The 14,099-nt window shown below is 55.3% G+C and carries 15 protein-coding genes; 10 read left to right on the forward strand and 5 right to left on the reverse strand.

Annotated elements, in window-relative coordinates; translation table 11 throughout:
* The 3 genes from FWJ25_RS16695 to FWJ25_RS16700 form a co-directional block, all read left to right on the forward strand.
* Positions 1 to 115, forward strand: a 115-nt coding sequence (locus tag FWJ25_RS16695) for an IS3 family transposase (RefSeq protein WP_149599076.1), incomplete at its 5' end; no start/stop codon positions are given.
* Between the two features lie 144 nt (positions 116 to 259).
* Positions 260 to 415, forward strand: coding sequence for a hypothetical protein (locus FWJ25_RS19650; RefSeq protein WP_188093654.1), 156 nt, complete (start codon positions 260 to 262; stop codon positions 413 to 415).
* Between the two features lie 3 nt (positions 416 to 418).
* Positions 419 to 1,285, forward strand: coding sequence for an SEL1-like repeat protein (locus FWJ25_RS16700; protein ID WP_149601406.1), 867 nt, complete (start codon positions 419 to 421; stop codon positions 1,283 to 1,285).
* 75 nt (positions 1,286 to 1,360) lie between these two features.
* On the opposite strand, the gene FWJ25_RS16705 is transcribed toward FWJ25_RS16700, so the two are convergent.
* Genes FWJ25_RS16705 through FWJ25_RS16715 form a run of 3 tightly spaced genes read right to left on the reverse strand, consistent with a single transcriptional unit; the run spans position 1,361 to position 3,685 of the window.
* Positions 1,361 to 2,554: a BaiN/RdsA family NAD(P)/FAD-dependent oxidoreductase gene (locus FWJ25_RS16705; RefSeq protein ID WP_149601407.1), complete on the reverse strand. Its 1,194-nt coding sequence runs from the start codon at positions 2,552 to 2,554 to the stop codon at positions 1,361 to 1,363.
* A gap of 43 nt (positions 2,555 to 2,597) precedes the next feature.
* Complete coding sequence (locus FWJ25_RS16710) at positions 2,598 to 3,404, reverse strand: PhzF family phenazine biosynthesis protein (protein WP_149601408.1); 807 nt, start codon at positions 3,402 to 3,404, stop codon at positions 2,598 to 2,600.
* Positions 3,401 to 3,685 (reverse strand): hypothetical protein, encoded by a 285-nt coding sequence (locus tag FWJ25_RS16715; RefSeq protein WP_149601409.1) that lies wholly within the window; start codon positions 3,683 to 3,685, stop codon positions 3,401 to 3,403. The genes FWJ25_RS16710 and FWJ25_RS16715 overlap by 4 nt, the downstream gene beginning before the upstream one ends.
* Before the next feature lie 224 nt (positions 3,686 to 3,909).
* Here FWJ25_RS16715 and FWJ25_RS16720 point away from each other — a divergent pair, with 224 nt between their 5' ends.
* Complete coding sequence (locus tag FWJ25_RS16720; RefSeq protein WP_149601410.1) at positions 3,910 to 5,355, forward strand: aminotransferase-like domain-containing protein; 1,446 nt, start codon at positions 3,910 to 3,912, stop codon at positions 5,353 to 5,355.
* Here the strand turns inward: FWJ25_RS16720 and FWJ25_RS16725 are convergent.
* On the reverse strand, positions 5,352 to 6,017 hold the full coding sequence (locus FWJ25_RS16725; protein ID WP_149601411.1) for a response regulator transcription factor: 666 nt from the start codon (positions 6,015 to 6,017) through the stop codon (positions 5,352 to 5,354). The two genes, FWJ25_RS16720 and FWJ25_RS16725, sit on opposite strands and share 4 nt — an antisense overlap.
* Entirely contained in the window at positions 6,010 to 7,515 is a 1,506-nt protein-coding gene (locus tag FWJ25_RS16730) for a sensor histidine kinase (protein ID WP_149601412.1), read from the reverse strand. Before FWJ25_RS16730 ends, FWJ25_RS16725 begins: the two co-directional genes overlap by 8 nt.
* 154 nt (positions 7,516 to 7,669) lie before the next feature.
* Here FWJ25_RS16730 and FWJ25_RS16735 point away from each other — a divergent pair, with 154 nt between their 5' ends.
* From FWJ25_RS16735 to FWJ25_RS16755, 6 genes are all read left to right on the forward strand, one after another.
* A complete protein-coding gene (locus FWJ25_RS16735) occupies positions 7,670 to 9,298 on the forward strand; it encodes an acyl-CoA synthetase (protein ID WP_149601413.1) in 1,629 nt (542 codons plus the stop codon).
* 96 nt (positions 9,299 to 9,394) lie between these two features.
* Complete coding sequence (locus FWJ25_RS16740) at positions 9,395 to 10,771, forward strand: solute carrier family 23 protein (protein ID WP_149601414.1); 1,377 nt, start codon at positions 9,395 to 9,397, stop codon at positions 10,769 to 10,771.
* 241 nt (positions 10,772 to 11,012) lie between these two features.
* Positions 11,013 to 11,846, forward strand: coding sequence for a metal-dependent hydrolase (locus FWJ25_RS16745; RefSeq protein ID WP_149601415.1), 834 nt, complete (start codon positions 11,013 to 11,015; stop codon positions 11,844 to 11,846).
* 130 nt (positions 11,847 to 11,976) lie between these two features.
* Complete coding sequence (locus FWJ25_RS16750) at positions 11,977 to 12,783, forward strand: DegV family protein (RefSeq protein ID WP_246166867.1); 807 nt, start codon at positions 11,977 to 11,979, stop codon at positions 12,781 to 12,783.
* Positions 12,780 to 12,926 (forward strand): hypothetical protein, encoded by a 147-nt coding sequence (locus tag FWJ25_RS19910; RefSeq protein WP_246166868.1) that lies wholly within the window; start codon positions 12,780 to 12,782, stop codon positions 12,924 to 12,926. Before FWJ25_RS16750 ends, FWJ25_RS19910 begins: the two co-directional genes overlap by 4 nt.
* Before the next feature lie 136 nt (positions 12,927 to 13,062).
* Positions 13,063 to 14,097, forward strand: a complete 1,035-nt coding sequence (locus FWJ25_RS16755) for a hypothetical protein (protein ID WP_149601416.1) — start codon at positions 13,063 to 13,065, stop codon at positions 14,095 to 14,097.
* The last annotated feature ends 2 nt before the right edge of the window (positions 14,098 to 14,099 follow it).

Below are 14,099 nucleotides of genomic sequence, written 5' to 3' on the forward strand. Positions count from 1 at the left end.
GTTGAGACAATTACGGCGGCATATAAGTAACTATATTGAAGTCTTTTACAATCGTCAGCGGCTGCACAGTGGCCTGGGCTATCGGACTCCGCTAGAGTTCGAAGAAATCAACTGATGGGGCGTGTCCAATTTATTGGGGGAAGTCCACCGGTACTACGCTGTGCTCCGTCCCGGCGGCTTACCATGGCGTTGGGCGGCAAGGCGAAGTAATCGCATATCGATACGAGCCATCCAATCAAAGTAGTGAAGGAAAACGGGAATGAAGGCATTCGTGTCATTAATTGTTCTTCTTGGCGTTGGTGCCAGTTTTATTGGTTCGTTGGTCTGTTTGTTTTCCGGACAATTCTTGCCAGCCATTGGATTGTTCTTTTTTTCAGCCGTGCTCAACGGTGTGGCACGAAGCATGGGAGCTTGACTCTTGACGACGTTAAAAGATTTGAAATCGCTTGCTGAAAGCGGATCTGTTGATGATCAGTTTGAATTGGCAAAATGTTACAACTCTGGAGAGGGAGTAGCGAGAAATCCAGATGAAGCATTTCGGTGGTTCAAGAAGGCCGCTGAAAATGGGCACCTGAAGGCTCAATATAACGTTGGTGTAATGTGCATATCTGGCCAGCCATTGCCAAAAGATGAGAGAGCCGGTGTCGAATGGATTCGGCGATCCGCTGAGAACGGATTAGATCGTGCTCAGTCAACCCTTGGTGTCTTTTATTTCGAGGGCCAAGGTGTTGATAAGAATGTTGACCTCGCAAAGCAATGGATGCAACGGGCCGCAAACCAAGGCCTTGCGGAGGCGCAAAGAAATTTAGCTGGGGTCTTACATAAGACAGGTGGCGAAAGCGCTTCAGCGCAAGCCGAAGCGGTAGCTCTTTGGAGTAAAGCTGCGAATCAGGGTGATTCTGACGCGCAATTCAATCTGGGGATGATTTACCAACATGGAAAGGCTGGTGTTAAGGTGTGTCACACTACGGCACTCCGCTGGTATTCGGCGGCCGCAGATCAAGGACAACCCGCCGCTCAATTCAACATGGGTGTCCTTTACCAGAAGGGCATCGGTGTAACGCAAGATTTAAGCAAGGCTAAATTGTTCTGGGAAAAATCCGCGAATCAAGGTTTTGGGCAAGCTCAAGCATCTCTTGGTGTAATGTATGAAAATGGCGATGGCGTTAAGAAGGATACAAAGCTAGCGCTTAAATATTTTGATATGGCTGTTGCAAATGGCTTCACAGGAGCAGCCGCATATCGGGATAAGTTGAAGAAAAAGCGCTTCAGTTGGTTTTCATGAAATGTAACCGAATTGAACATGCAGTTGGGTCAGTTGCCGCTCAACAAGTGACTGTGGTGTCAATCCCAGAGTCACCTAAGCATCCTGCCCAGCAGCCACCCCTGAAGCCCAAGCCCACTGAAAATTATGCCCCCCAAGATGGCCCGTCACGTCCACCACCTCCCCAATAAAATACAGGTTCGGTCGATCCTGAACGGCCATGGTTTTTGACGACAACTGGCGGGTATCTACGCCCCCCAATGTTACCTCGGCCGTTCTGTAGCCTTCCGTTCCAGAGGGTTTGATGTGCCAACCGCCTAGCAGCGAGGCAATCTGTTCGATGTCGGAATTCTTGTAGGCCTGCAGCGGGCCGGTCCAGCCCTGTAGCTCGTTGAACGCCTGGGCGAAGCGCTTGGGCATGTGTTGCGCCAGGTAGTGGGCAATGGTGGACTGCGGCTTGTTCTTGCGTAAAGCCAGCAACTCTTCCTCAATCCGGCACGTAGGGAGCAGGTTGATAGCGATCTCGTCGCCGGGGTTCCAGTAGCTGGAAATCTGTAGCATGGAGGGCCCGCTCAGGCCGCGGTGGGTAACGAGCATGGGCTCCCGGAAATGCTGTTGGTGACAGCTTGCGTCCACATCGGTGCTGATGCCGGAAAGGGGAGAGAGCTGTTCTTTCAAATCCGGCTGCAAGGTGAAGGGCACCAGCCCGGCGCGGGTGGGCAGGATATGCAGGCCGAACTGGCGGGCGATCTCGTAGCCAAAACCAGTTGCTCCCATGGTCGGAATGGACAGACCTCCGGCGGCAATCACCAGAGACTCGCAGGTCAGCTGGCCAGAGCTGGTGCTGACGAGATAACCATCACTGCGTTCTTTCACGGCCTTGATGGTGGTTTTCATCCGGATCTCTGCGCCAGCCCATTCACATTCGGTCAGCAGCAGGTTGAGGATGTCTTTGGCACTCTCTCGGCAAAACAGTTGCCCTGGCGCTTTCTCTTCGTGCTCAACGCCGTGGCGATCCACCAGTTCCAGGAAGTCCTGCGGTGTGTACCGTTTTAACGCGGAGATGCAGTAGTGTGGGTTATCGGAGAGAAAGTTGGCCGGTGTGCTGTTGAGGTTGGTGAAGTTACAGCGGCCACCACCGGACATCAGGATCTTCTTGCCCGGCTTGTTGGCATGGTCCAGCACCAGCACTTTGCGGCCCCGGTAGCCGGCTGTGGCCGCGCACATTAAACCCGCGGCTCCGGCACCAATGATGATTACGTCGTACTGATTGCTGGAATTTGCCGTCATGTCTGCCCGCCGGTTGGTCTGTTCGGCGGGCAGTATACCAGTCTCAGCGCAGGTGTACGGTGCCTTCCATGTAGAAGGCCGCCTGGCCGGCAATGGCGACCCGATCGCCTTTTAACTCGCAACGCAGAATGCCTCCCCGGGCTGAGATTTGACGTGCATCCAGCCGTGTCTTACCCAGTTTTTCGGCCCAGTAGGGCACCAGTACGCTGTGAATGGAACCGGTCACCGGATCTTCATCGATTCCGGCACCAGGCGCGAAGTAACGGCTGACAAAGTCTGCTTCCTCACCTCGGGCCGTGATGATCAACCCCTGATTACCCAGCTGCTTCACCTTGCGCAGGTCCGGCTGTGCTGAACGGACGGCGTTTTCGCTTTCAAGCACCACCATGTAGTTGGTGTCATTCGGTACAAAGAATGCGGTGTCGGGGGCCTCGTCCAGTGCCTCGCGAATGATTGCGGGTGTCTCCTGCTGTTCGAAGGGCAGGTTCGGGAAGTCCAGCAGCAGCCAGTCGTCCCCGGTTTTACTGACCCCCAGCGGGCCGCTCATGGAGTGCTGCCGAATCTGTTCCCCTTGCCAGCCAAGCTTGTTGTAAATCACCCAGGCGCTGGCAAGCGTTGCGTGACCGCACAGGGGAACTTCTGTACCGGGTGTGAACCACCGAATGTGAAAGTCATGGTGATCGCCGTCCTTGCCAGGCACCAGGAACGCTGTTTCAGAGAGGTTATTCTCTGCAGCCAGTGCCTGCAGCATCTCGTCGGGCAGCCAGGCCTCCAGGGGCATCACGGCTGCCGGATTGCCACCAAAAATTTTGTCGGTAAAGGCATCGACCTGATAGATCGGGTAGCTCATGGCAAGTTCTCCTGAATCGAATGTTTAGCGTAGTGATGTGCTCTGTGCCTGGCAAACTGCTCCAGCTCCTGCTCGCTGTAAAAGTGAAGCTCCGGCAGTGCGGACGTGTGGGTCAGAATCCAGTGATCCTCAGCTTTCTCCGTGATGACAAACCCCAGATCCCGGAGCCAGCTCTGACTCGCCCCGGTGCCTTTGTTGACGGCCGTGATGGACAAGCCCACTGCCAGCAGGTCCTTACGGGTCGAAACCGGTGGCTTTAGGTGCGTGTTGGCGATCCCCATGTTGAAACTCCTTCTTCTTCTCGAACTGACGGGGATATTGTCCGCCCTTTAAATTTTGCGATACAGATTCAGTTGTGGTGGTTTTGAACCGGTACAGTATGGAAGAATTGCATTCTGTACTGGTTGTATTCGGGGGGTTCTGTACCGTTCGTGCGCAGGACAGATCTGCTGAAATAGAGAGCGTAATAGCGAAGATAGTGACTGGATTTGGCGGGGGACTGAATATGGGTGCGTTATACAACCAGGTAGCGGATCAGCTGCAGGCTTTGATCCAGGAGGGTGTTTACCGCGATGGAGACCGGTTACCAGGGGTCCGGGTTCTCAGTCGTCAGTTCGGTGTCAGTATTTCAACGGTGCTGCAGGCCCATCAGACGCTGGAGGGCCGTGGCTATTTGCAGGCGAGGGAGCGCAGCGGGTATTTTGTAAAATTGCCGGCAATGGATGCCCCCGAACCGGTGATGCGGAAACACCGCAGCAAGCCGGTGCCGGTCAGTGCACGAGAGATGACGCTGGAGCTGTGTGCCGATGAAAAGAAGCGGATGGTTCCGCTCGCCACAGCCATTCCCCATCCGGATTACCTTCCGTTGCGGCAGATCCAGCAATGTACGCTCTGGGCTGCCCGCTGCGGGGTCGAAACTCTGGATTATGCCTTCCCGGGAAAAGAATCGTTCCGCCGACAGATTGCTCAGCGTATGGCGACACTGGGTGTACCGGTAACGCCGGATGATGTACTGGCAACCAATGGTGCCCAGGAGGCCATCATTCTGGCGTTGAGAGCAGTAACTGAACCGGGGGATATCGTGGCCGTGGAATCGCCGTCGTTCCCCGGCATTCTGCAGGCGCTGGAGGTTGTAGGGTTGAAGGTCATCGAGATCCCAACCCACCCGGCGGAAGGTCTGAGTCTTGAGGGGTTGCAGCTGGCACTGGAGCAGTGGCCGCTCAAAGCCTGCGTGGTGGTGACCAATCACAGCAATCCCATGGGCGCGAGAATGTCCGATGATCGGAAGCGGCAACTGGTGAGTCTGCTTGCTGCGGCTAATGTCCCACTGATTGAAGACGACATCTATGGCGATCTTCACCACTCGGGGGACCGTCCACGTCCGGCCAAGGCGTTCGACCGTGCTGACAACGTGATTTATTGCAGCTCGTTTTCCAAAACCATTTCCCCGGGGCTTCGTCTGGGCTGGATGGTGGTTCCCCCTCGACACATGGCCAGTGCCCGGCAGCATAAATATTTTGTGAATCTGGCGACGTCCTCCATTCCCCAGATGGCCGTGGCGCGCTTTCTGGAGCAGGGAGGCTACGATCGTTATCTGCGTACTGCCCGGCAACATTACCGCGAAGGTGCGGAGCGTATGAGAGCGGCGGTTTCCCGTTCATTTCCTGAAGGTACGGCCATCAGCCGGCCTCAGGGCGGGTTTGTGCTTTGGGTGCAGTTGCCGGACGGTGTATCCGGAACGGACATATATCACCGGGCGAGGGCAGAAGATATCAATGTCGCACCGGGGTTGATGTTCTCGACAACCAACAAGTTTGAGAACTGTATCCGGATCAACACTGCCAACCCCTGGACGGAACGGATTGAGCAGGCCGTCATACGGCTCGGAGCCTTGGTGTATGAGGCGATGGCAGGCTCTCAGGCATCAGCAAACGGGGAGGAAACCGCCTAGGCGGTTTCCTGTTCCCGGCGCAGGTCCAGGGGGTTCAGCAGTCCCGCCGCGACGGCGAGCCCGGTCACGTCAGGCACCCGTTCTGCGCCGAGACGCTTCATCACCCTGGCACGGTATAAGTCGATGGTTTTGACGCTGACATCCAGCTGCTCTGCAATCTCACGGCTGGTATAACCCTGGGCCAGAGGCAGGAATACGTCTCTTTCTCTGCGAGTCAGTGTCGTGATCAGGGATTCAGTCTGTTCGTCCGCTTCGAAGTTCTGGCTGGAGGGGTGCTGGTGGTCCTGAAGCGCCTGTTGCACGCTGTCCAGCAGCAGTTGCTCATTGAAGGGTTTTTCGATGAAATCGAAGGCTCCGGATTTGAAAGCGCGGACCACGATGGGTACATCCGCGTGGCCTGAAACGAAGATGATCGGCAGGTCCAGGCCCCGCTTTTGAAGCTCCTCCTGAACGTTGAGGCCTCCAAGTCCTGGCATACGGATATCCAGAACAACGCACCCCGCGTTTTCACCGCCAACGGCCTCAAGAAACTGCCGTCCATCGCTATAGGCCCTGACGTTCAGCCCCACGGATTCCAGTAGCCACTGGGTTGATTCCAGCATGCCGGCGTCGTCATCCACAACATAGACGGTGGTTGCTTCGTTGGCCGAGCGTTCAGTCATCTGTTTTTGTCTCCATTCTGTTCATGGTTTTGTTCTTGTTCGTCGATAGGGTGGGAAAGCGACAGATCAGGGAGAGGCCTCCGGTGTCCGCAGGCCGCGCATCCAGAAAGCCGCCAAAGCCTTCGATGATTGACCGGCTCATGGACAGCCCGAGGCCAAGCCCGTGGGGTTTGCTGGTGTAGAACGGCTGGAACATCTGCCGAATGCCCTGGTCGTCCAGCCCCGGCCCCTGATCGCGGACTTCGATCAGTATTTCCTGCTGTTCATTGATACAGGTGCGGATTTCGACCCGGGATGAATCTTTGCCTGCCTGGTTTTGTCGGGCCTCAATATTGGCTTCGATAGCGTTGCGTATCAGGTTGATCAATACCTGTTCCAGCAACACCATGTCTGCGGTAATGACCGGTGCGCAGCAATCCAACAGGGGAACAATCTGAACCCGGTTTTTCTCGGCTTCCCAGTGACAGGAGCGGGTGACGCTGGTGACCACCTCATTGAGGCTGATGGGCGCCATGCGCTTCTGGCCTTTGCGCAGAAAGGCCCTGAGGCGTTTGATGACCTCGGACGCCCGGTTGGCATGATGCACAATTTTCTGCAAACCGTCATCTACGCGATCCAGGCATTCGGGGTTTTCCCGGGCACTCTTCAGGTAGCGCTGGCTGGCACTGGCAAAGTTGACGATGGTGGCCAGGGGCTGGTTCATTTCGTGGGCGATGCTCGATGCCAGTTCGCCCAGCGTTGCCAGCCGGGCGGCGTGCGCAAGTTCGTCGGCCAGTAGCCGGTTGTTCTCCTCGGATTCAACCCTGGCGGTTATGTCCCGGGATACGCTGACCACTTCGATGACCGCTCCGGTGTAGGTTTCCCGGATTGCCCGGCTGGCGATTTCGAACCAGCGCCGGGTACCGTCCCTGTGTTCGATATCGAGGGTCATGGTGGCATAGCCGTCGTCCCGGAGGTGGTTCCGGGCCTCTTTCAGTTTGTCGGCAACGGAATGGCCCTGAAACACCTCTTCCAGGGATCGTCCGCGCAACTCTTCCGGCCAGTAACCGAGCAGGCGCCAGGAGGCTGGTGTGGCATCAATGAAGCGGCCATCCGGTGCGTGCCGGGAAATAAGATCTGTGGTGTTTTCCGTAATTAGCCGGTAGAGGCGGTTGGAACGGGTGGCTTCCTCGCGCATTTGTAAATCGTCTGTGGCATCCCGCCCTCGAACCAGTACCTGCTTCTGACGTTCATCGGGAATAAATGTCCAGACAAAAATCCTGGAACCCGTGCGGGATTCAACCTCTGAAATTGCCCGGCCCTGATTCAGGGAGGATGTGATCAGGGCCGGGGTGTTGGGCGGCAGAAGGTCGCTGAACCCGCTATCGCCGCTACATTTGAGTAATTCGTCCGCGGCTGTGTTGCGGGCAATCACCAGAGAGTTGCCATCCAGAACGAGGCCGGGCTGAGGGTCAGAGTCGGGAAGGCTGAATGCGATCAGAGGAGGGGAGTCTGCCATATCTTCTCTATATGGTGCTTGTACCATAATACGTTGGTATAGTTTCTAGTATTTCTTCTGTAAAATACTATTCTGTTCCAGATAAAATTATAGCTGATTGGCTATACTCCTGAATATGTCATAAAAACAACAGTGCTCACAGAGGACCACGTAAATGACCTCGATTTTTGAACAGGGCCTTGCCCCTCTCGATGCCAACTATGCCGTTCAGTCCCCCATTGATTTCATCGAACGCACGGCCAGCGTTTATCCGGATTATCCTGCGGTAGTTCACGGTGCAATTCGCTACACCTGGGCGGAAACCTATGACCGTTGTCGTCGCCTGGCGTCAGCTCTGAAGGGGCGGGGAATTGGTCGTGGAGACACCGTTGCAGTCATGTTGCCCAATATTCCGGCCATGGTTGAATGTCACTTCGGCGTGCCGATGATTGGTGCGGTACTGAACACTCTGAATGTCCGCCTTGATGCGGATGCTATTGCGTTCATGCTGGAGCATGGCGAAGCCAAGGTTGTGATCGCTGATCGCGAATTTGGCCAGGTGATCAAGGATGCCGTACGCCACCTTGAGCACAAGCCGCTGGTCATTGATGTTGACGATCCCGAGTATGGCGAAGGTGTTCAGGTGAGCGATCTGGATTACGACGCGTTTCTGCAGGAAGGCGACCCCAAATTCCAGTGGAGCTTCCCCGAAAATGAGTGGGACGCGATCTCCCTGAACTACACGTCGGGCACCACGGGTAATCCTAAAGGTGTCGTTTATCACCATCGTGGTGCCTACATCAACTCGTTGGGCAATCAGACGGTATGGTCCATGGGCATGCACCCGGTCTATCTCTGGACGCTGCCGATGTTCCACTGCAACGGCTGGTGTTTCCCCTGGACCGTCACCGCGATGGCCGGCACCCATGTGTGCCTGCGTCGTGTGGACCCGGAAAAAATTCTTCACCTGATTCGGGAGCATCAGGTCACCCATATGTGCGGTGCTCCGATCGTTCTGAACGCATTGCTGAACGTGCCAGCGTCGTCCAAAGCCGGTATCGACCACGAGGTTAAATCCATGACGGCGGGTGCCGCGCCCCCGGCTCAAGTGATCGAAGCCATTGAAGACATGGGGATCAAAGTGACTCACGTGTACGGCCTGACTGAAGTTTATGGCCCTGTCACTGTGTGCGCCTGGAAGTCCGAATGGGATGAGCTGCCACTGGATGAGCGGGCCCGCAAGAAAGCACGCCAGGGTGTTCGTTACCACACCCTGGCCGGAACCATGGTGGGTGATCCCAACACCATGGAGCCAGTTCCCAAAGATGGCAAAACCATCGGTGAGATTTTCCTGCGCGGTAACACCGTGATGAAGGGGTATCTCAAGAACCCGACTGCAACGGAGGAAGCTTTCCGTGGCGGCTGGTTCCATACCGGTGACCTGGCGGTGTGGCATGAGGACGGTTACATGGAGATCAAAGACCGTCTGAAAGACATCATCATCTCCGGTGGAGAGAATATCTCCACAATCGAGGTCGAAGACACGCTTTACCGCCATCCGGCTGTTCTGGAAGCGGCGGTCGTTGCCCGCCCTGATGAAAAATGGGGGGAAACGCCTTGCGCCTTTGTCACCCTGAAACCGGAAGCCGGTGATATCTCCGAAGAAGACATCATCAACTTCTGTCGTGAACATCTTGCGCGCTTCAAAGTGCCGAAAACAGTCGTCTTCACGGACCTGCCCAAAACATCTACGGGCAAGATCCAGAAGTTCGTGCTGAGGGATCAGGCGAAAGACCTGAACTGATCCGGAATGGCTGCGCCGCTCTGGCGCAGCCAGCCTAGTACCACAAAAACAACACTGACTGGCACACGCCTTCTACGTGAGCCCGGAGACCCTTTTATGCAAATGTTCCACCGAAACAATGGCGAAGAGCAGCCATACTGGCCCGCAGGCCCTTTCAAAATCCGTCTTCCTTTCGTGCACTACCGTTGGGAATTTGCCGAGATGGTTCAGGCGTTGATCATGTTTGTGGTCAGTCTGGCAATGATTCCGTTGCTGGAAAAATACCTCGGCGTTCCCTACGACGTGGCACTGGCCTACGTGGTTATCTGTGGTATCGGCTTTATGCTGCCGGCCCTGTTAGGGGTTCCCCTGGTCCCGGGCTGGATCACCCCCGGTATTCCTGTGGTACTCCTGTTCTTGGGTGATTATGAGCCGGGCCCTGAGGCCATTCAGGCACTGTTTGCCCTACAGTTTCTGGTATTCCTGATCTTCCTGATCCTGGGCGTTACCCGCCTTGGCAGCAAGCTGGTGGAACTGATCCCCCGGTCCATGAAAGGCGGCATCATCATCGGTGCTGGTATTGCTGCCCTAATGGGCGAGATTGAAGCTGGTGGACGTCTTGCCAATACCCCGATTTCACTGATTATCGGTGGCCTGGTCTGTCTTTACCTGATGTTCTCTGTGTCCTTCAAAGGGTTTGTAGAGAGCAACTCCATTGCCCGCAAGATTGCCAACTACGGCATGGTGCCAGGTATGGTTGTCGCCATTCTGGTGGGCTTTGCGACCGGTGAATACGCGGTGCCGAACGTTGAGTGGGGCATTACCAAGCCGGCCTTTGGTGAACTGTGGAACTACCTGCCATTCTCCGTTGGTTTCCCGGATGCCAGCGTGTTCATGTATGCAATCCCGACGGCGGTCATAGCCTACGTTATCGCCTTCGGTGACATCGTGGTGGGTCAGTCTCTGATGAACCGTGTTGATCACCTGCGCAAGGACGAAGATATTGATAACAGCATCGACCGCGTCCATCTGGTGACTTCCATTCGTAACGGTATGCATGCGTTCTTTGCGCCATACCCCGGCCTGGCAGGACCAATCTGGACTGCGGTTACTGCGACGATGGCCGAGCGTTACAAATATGGCCGTAACGCGATGGACTCCATCTACAGCGGTGGCGGTACCTTCTGGATTACCGGATTTATCGCCCTGTTTATTCTGCCGCTGGTTAGCTTCTTCCAGCCTGTTTTGCCGATTGCCCTGTCTCTGACCCTGCTGCTGACTGGTTACATCTGTCTGATGGTGGGGCTGGAACAGTTGGAAAACAACACTGAGCGCGGCATCGCAGGAACCATGGGAGTTGTACTGGCTGTTTACGGTGCGGGCTGGGGCCTGGCGACCGGAGCGGTGTTGTACCTGCTTATCGAACGTACTCGTTTACTTGGCTTTACCGCAGATCCTGAGGCGCCTGGCGCCGAAGTAGCGGAAGAGCGTTAATTCGATGACCGCCGGACTGGTGCCGGCGGCCATCTTCCCCCTGTGTGTCCTTGGGAGGCTTCGGCCTCCTTTTTTATTGCCTGACATAATGTCATTTTGTGACAAGATGTCCGAAATGTGGCTCGAAGTGCTTCCTTCAGGTTTTTGAACGGGTTTACACTGGCGTTACTGGTGAAGATTTGACCGCTGTTTGCACCTGATAAACACAACAAAAATTTGCAACATACAGGAGGTAGCCGCCATGGCCAGCAGCTCAACCCCGAACGGAGTGTCGGTTCAGCCCCGACACCTCAGGTTCGACGTCAGCGAGGAACTGAAAACGTTCTGGCACGGGAACGACGCCTTCAGAACAGCATTTTTTAATGCGCTTTCTCTACAGTTTCCTGACGGCGAACAGCAATTCATAAACGCGGTGCGGCTCTATCGCGACAGGATCGATGATCCCAAGCTGACAGCTGAAATTCGTGGTTTTATCGGCCAGGAGGCGCTTCACAGCCGCGAGCACAAGGGTTACAACGAGGCGTTGAAAGCCCGGGGCTATGATATTGACGCCATCGATCGGCGGTTTGCCCGACACATGAAATGGGTCAACCGACTACCGCCAAGCCGCCAATTGGCCGGCACTTGCGGGGCAGAGCACTACACTGCTGTGCTCGCTAATGCCATTCTCAGTCATCCTGAATGGATGGAAGGTGCAACACCGACCATGGCTCAACTCTGGCGCTGGCATGCCATTGAGGAAACGGAGCACAAGTCGGTCGCCTTCGACGTCTATCGGGAATGTATCGGTGACGACAAACTGCGTCGGATTGTCTTCCTGTTTGTGACCTGGAACTTCTTTAAATACACCTTTCTGAATACCTGCAGTCTGCTCAGAACCGATGGCAAGCTCTGGAGCCTGCGTACCTGGATTGGTGGCCTGAATTTTCTTTGGGGCAAGCCGGGGGTGATCCGCAAATGCTTGCCAGAATTTCTGGCCTACCTCAGAAAGGATTTCCATCCGTGGCAGCAGGACAATCGACTGCTTTTGGAGAAAAGCCTGCGTGAACTGGAATCGGCCCCTTTAGCCCGGTAACCGGAAAGGTTTGATTCGGGCAAGTTGCTGAAATCGTGACCGCGTTGTGTAACACTGAGCGCCATTAAAGAACAACGACAATAAAGGGTTTCCCCATGAGGGAAAGACCCAATGCTGGAGGCGTCCCACGATGCGAGTAGGTCTGATCGTAGACTCTGCCTGTGACTTGCCCTATGAATTCAGTCGCAAGCACGATCTCTTCGTTCTGCCGGTCACGGCGGTCATTGATGGTCAAACATACATTGATAATCACGACCCGGTGCGGACGCAGGAGTTTTACCAGAGTGGCCTGCTCCAGAAAGGGCATCACGCGGAAACACAGGCCTTCACTCCGGAACAGATCCATGAGTTATTCATGGAAAAAATTGTTACCGAGTTTGACGTTGCCTTCTGCGAAACCGTTACCCGAAGCCGCAGCCTGATCTTCCAGAATGCGTCGGAAGCCATGAACAGTGTTATGGCCAATTACGACAAGGCCCGGACAGCTGCAGGTCGGGAAGGTAAGTTCTCGATGCGGGTTATCGACACCAAGCAAATTTTTGCCGGTCAGGGGTTGGTGGCCGCTCATACCCTGAGACTCATCAAGCAAAAGCTCTCCAAAAACGCCCTTCGACACGAAGTGGAAACCTTCACCGATAAAATCTATACCTGTGTGATTCCCAGGGACCTTCATTACATCCGCGAGCGCGCCCGGCGTCGGGGCGACAAGAGTATTTCGGCTGTGGTTGCTTTTCTCGGCAAGGCGCTGAATATAACTCCGGTGATTTTTGGCCAGGGGGCGGAAGGCGAACCAGTGGCCAAAACCCGCAACTTTGATGGGGCTGTCGAAAAGGTGATGAACTACGCCGCAGCCCGGGTAGACGCGGGTTTGCTGACACCGTATGTAAGCCTCTCCTGCGGCCTCACCTGGACAGAAATCGAAGACCTCCCGGGATGAACCGCTTGAGGGATGCCTGTGAGCGTAACGGCGTAGAGCTGCTGCTGTCGCAAATGGGGATTACCAGCAGTATCTATATCGGGCCAGGAAGTCTTTGTCTGTCTCTTGCGGCGGAACCTCATACATTCAACGAGTTCCAGTAATTTCGTCGCTTCCGGCGGCAGGGCTATTTGCTTCGCTGCACCGCTATAGCCGTATTTTGAGCAAAGGGTTCCCGCCTTTGATCATGGTAGCCTCGTACTCAGAGTGAAAACCACAGACCAAAGGAAATCAGACGCCATGTCTCAGAGTGGTAAGGACCTTGCCAATGCCCTGTTCGAGCAGCATGTAAAACACGAGATGTCCGTGCTCAAGGGCGCAAAGCTACGGAAGTTCCTTGACAACGAAGTTTCGGAACTGCTCAGTCATGCTGACTCAATAACCCTGGGCCGATTGACCTCCGCTGATCAGGTTATGGGCGTTATCCAGCGCATCGTCGTGGATATGGATCTGGATTCCGGTATCCCGGAGTTGGCCGCGGAAATGGCTACTGAGGTTTTGAATTCGCCAGTGCAGGCAAGTACGACCCTGGGTGAGATTATTACCCGGGAGCAGGCAACCGGATTTCTTGAGGAAACCCTGAGTCTGCGCCAGCAGCGTGAACGTGTGATTGCCGAGATCATGGCGCACCCTGTGTACCAGGAGCTGGTTTCGAATGTGGTGTATACCGGCCTGGTTAATTACCTCTACGAGGATAACCTGATTACCAAAGCCGTACCGGGCGTCGGGTCCATGATGAAGTTTGGTAAGCGTATGGCCAACAAGGCGGTACCTGGCCTGGACGAGACCTTCGAACGACGCATCAAGGCGTGGCTGTCCGATAGCCTTCCCGGTTTGATTGCGCGCAGTGAACAGTTCCTGCATCGGGCGCTGACGGAAGATGAGCTTAGGGACACTGTGATGGCCGCCTGGGTTTCCCTTGAGGACCGCACCATTGCCGAGCTGCATGAAGGACTTGGCGATATAGAACTGCAGGAATACGTAGTGCTTGGCTATGAGTTCTGGCTGCAATTCCGCAAGACTGTGTATTTTGAAGGGTGTGCCAGAGCGGTGGTGGAGCATCTGTTTGCCAAGTATGGTGATCGCCCGATTGTCGACCTGCTGAACGACGTGGGGGTTACCCGTGAGGTGATCATGGCAGAGATCGATGCCTACGTGCTTCCGGTTATAGACGTTCTGCGCGAAGAGGGCTATGTTGAGGCCGTTGTCCGCCGTCGGTTGTCTGGTTTTTACAAGTCGGCGGCAGCCCGTAAGATTCTTGAACCGGAGGAGTGATT

Origin of the sequence: Marinobacter salinexigens, from assembly GCF_008370345.1 — a bacterium.
Taxonomy (GTDB): domain Bacteria; phylum Pseudomonadota; class Gammaproteobacteria; order Pseudomonadales; family Oleiphilaceae; genus Marinobacter; species Marinobacter salinexigens.

What these genes read in the sequence shown, in the direction of transcription:
- FWJ25_RS19650 (WP_188093654.1), top strand. Translation starts at nt 260, where the DNA reads ATGAAGGCATTCGTGTCATTAATTGTTCTTCTTGGCGTTGGTGCCAGT.
- FWJ25_RS16705 (WP_149601407.1), bottom strand. Translation starts at nt 2,554, where the DNA reads ATGACGGCAAATTCCAGCAATCAGTACGACGTAATCATCATTGGTGCC.
- FWJ25_RS16710 (WP_149601408.1), bottom strand. Translation starts at nt 3,404, where the DNA reads ATGAGCTACCCGATCTATCAGGTCGATGCCTTTACCGACAAAATTTTT.
- FWJ25_RS16715 (WP_149601409.1), bottom strand. Translation starts at nt 3,685, where the DNA reads ATGGGGATCGCCAACACGCACCTAAAGCCACCGGTTTCGACCCGTAAG.
- FWJ25_RS16720 (WP_149601410.1), top strand. Translation starts at nt 3,910, where the DNA reads ATGGGTGCGTTATACAACCAGGTAGCGGATCAGCTGCAGGCTTTGATC.
- FWJ25_RS16725 (WP_149601411.1), bottom strand. Translation starts at nt 6,017, where the DNA reads ATGACTGAACGCTCGGCCAACGAAGCAACCACCGTCTATGTTGTGGAT.
- FWJ25_RS16730 (WP_149601412.1), bottom strand. Translation starts at nt 7,515, where the DNA reads ATGGCAGACTCCCCTCCTCTGATCGCATTCAGCCTTCCCGACTCTGAC.
- FWJ25_RS16735 (WP_149601413.1), top strand. Translation starts at nt 7,670, where the DNA reads ATGACCTCGATTTTTGAACAGGGCCTTGCCCCTCTCGATGCCAACTAT.
- FWJ25_RS16740 (WP_149601414.1), top strand. Translation starts at nt 9,395, where the DNA reads ATGCAAATGTTCCACCGAAACAATGGCGAAGAGCAGCCATACTGGCCC.
- FWJ25_RS16745 (WP_149601415.1), top strand. Translation starts at nt 11,013, where the DNA reads ATGGCCAGCAGCTCAACCCCGAACGGAGTGTCGGTTCAGCCCCGACAC.
- FWJ25_RS16750 (WP_246166867.1), top strand. Translation starts at nt 11,977, where the DNA reads ATGCGAGTAGGTCTGATCGTAGACTCTGCCTGTGACTTGCCCTATGAA.
- FWJ25_RS19910 (WP_246166868.1), top strand. Translation starts at nt 12,780, where the DNA reads ATGAACCGCTTGAGGGATGCCTGTGAGCGTAACGGCGTAGAGCTGCTG.
- FWJ25_RS16755 (WP_149601416.1), top strand. Translation starts at nt 13,063, where the DNA reads ATGTCTCAGAGTGGTAAGGACCTTGCCAATGCCCTGTTCGAGCAGCAT.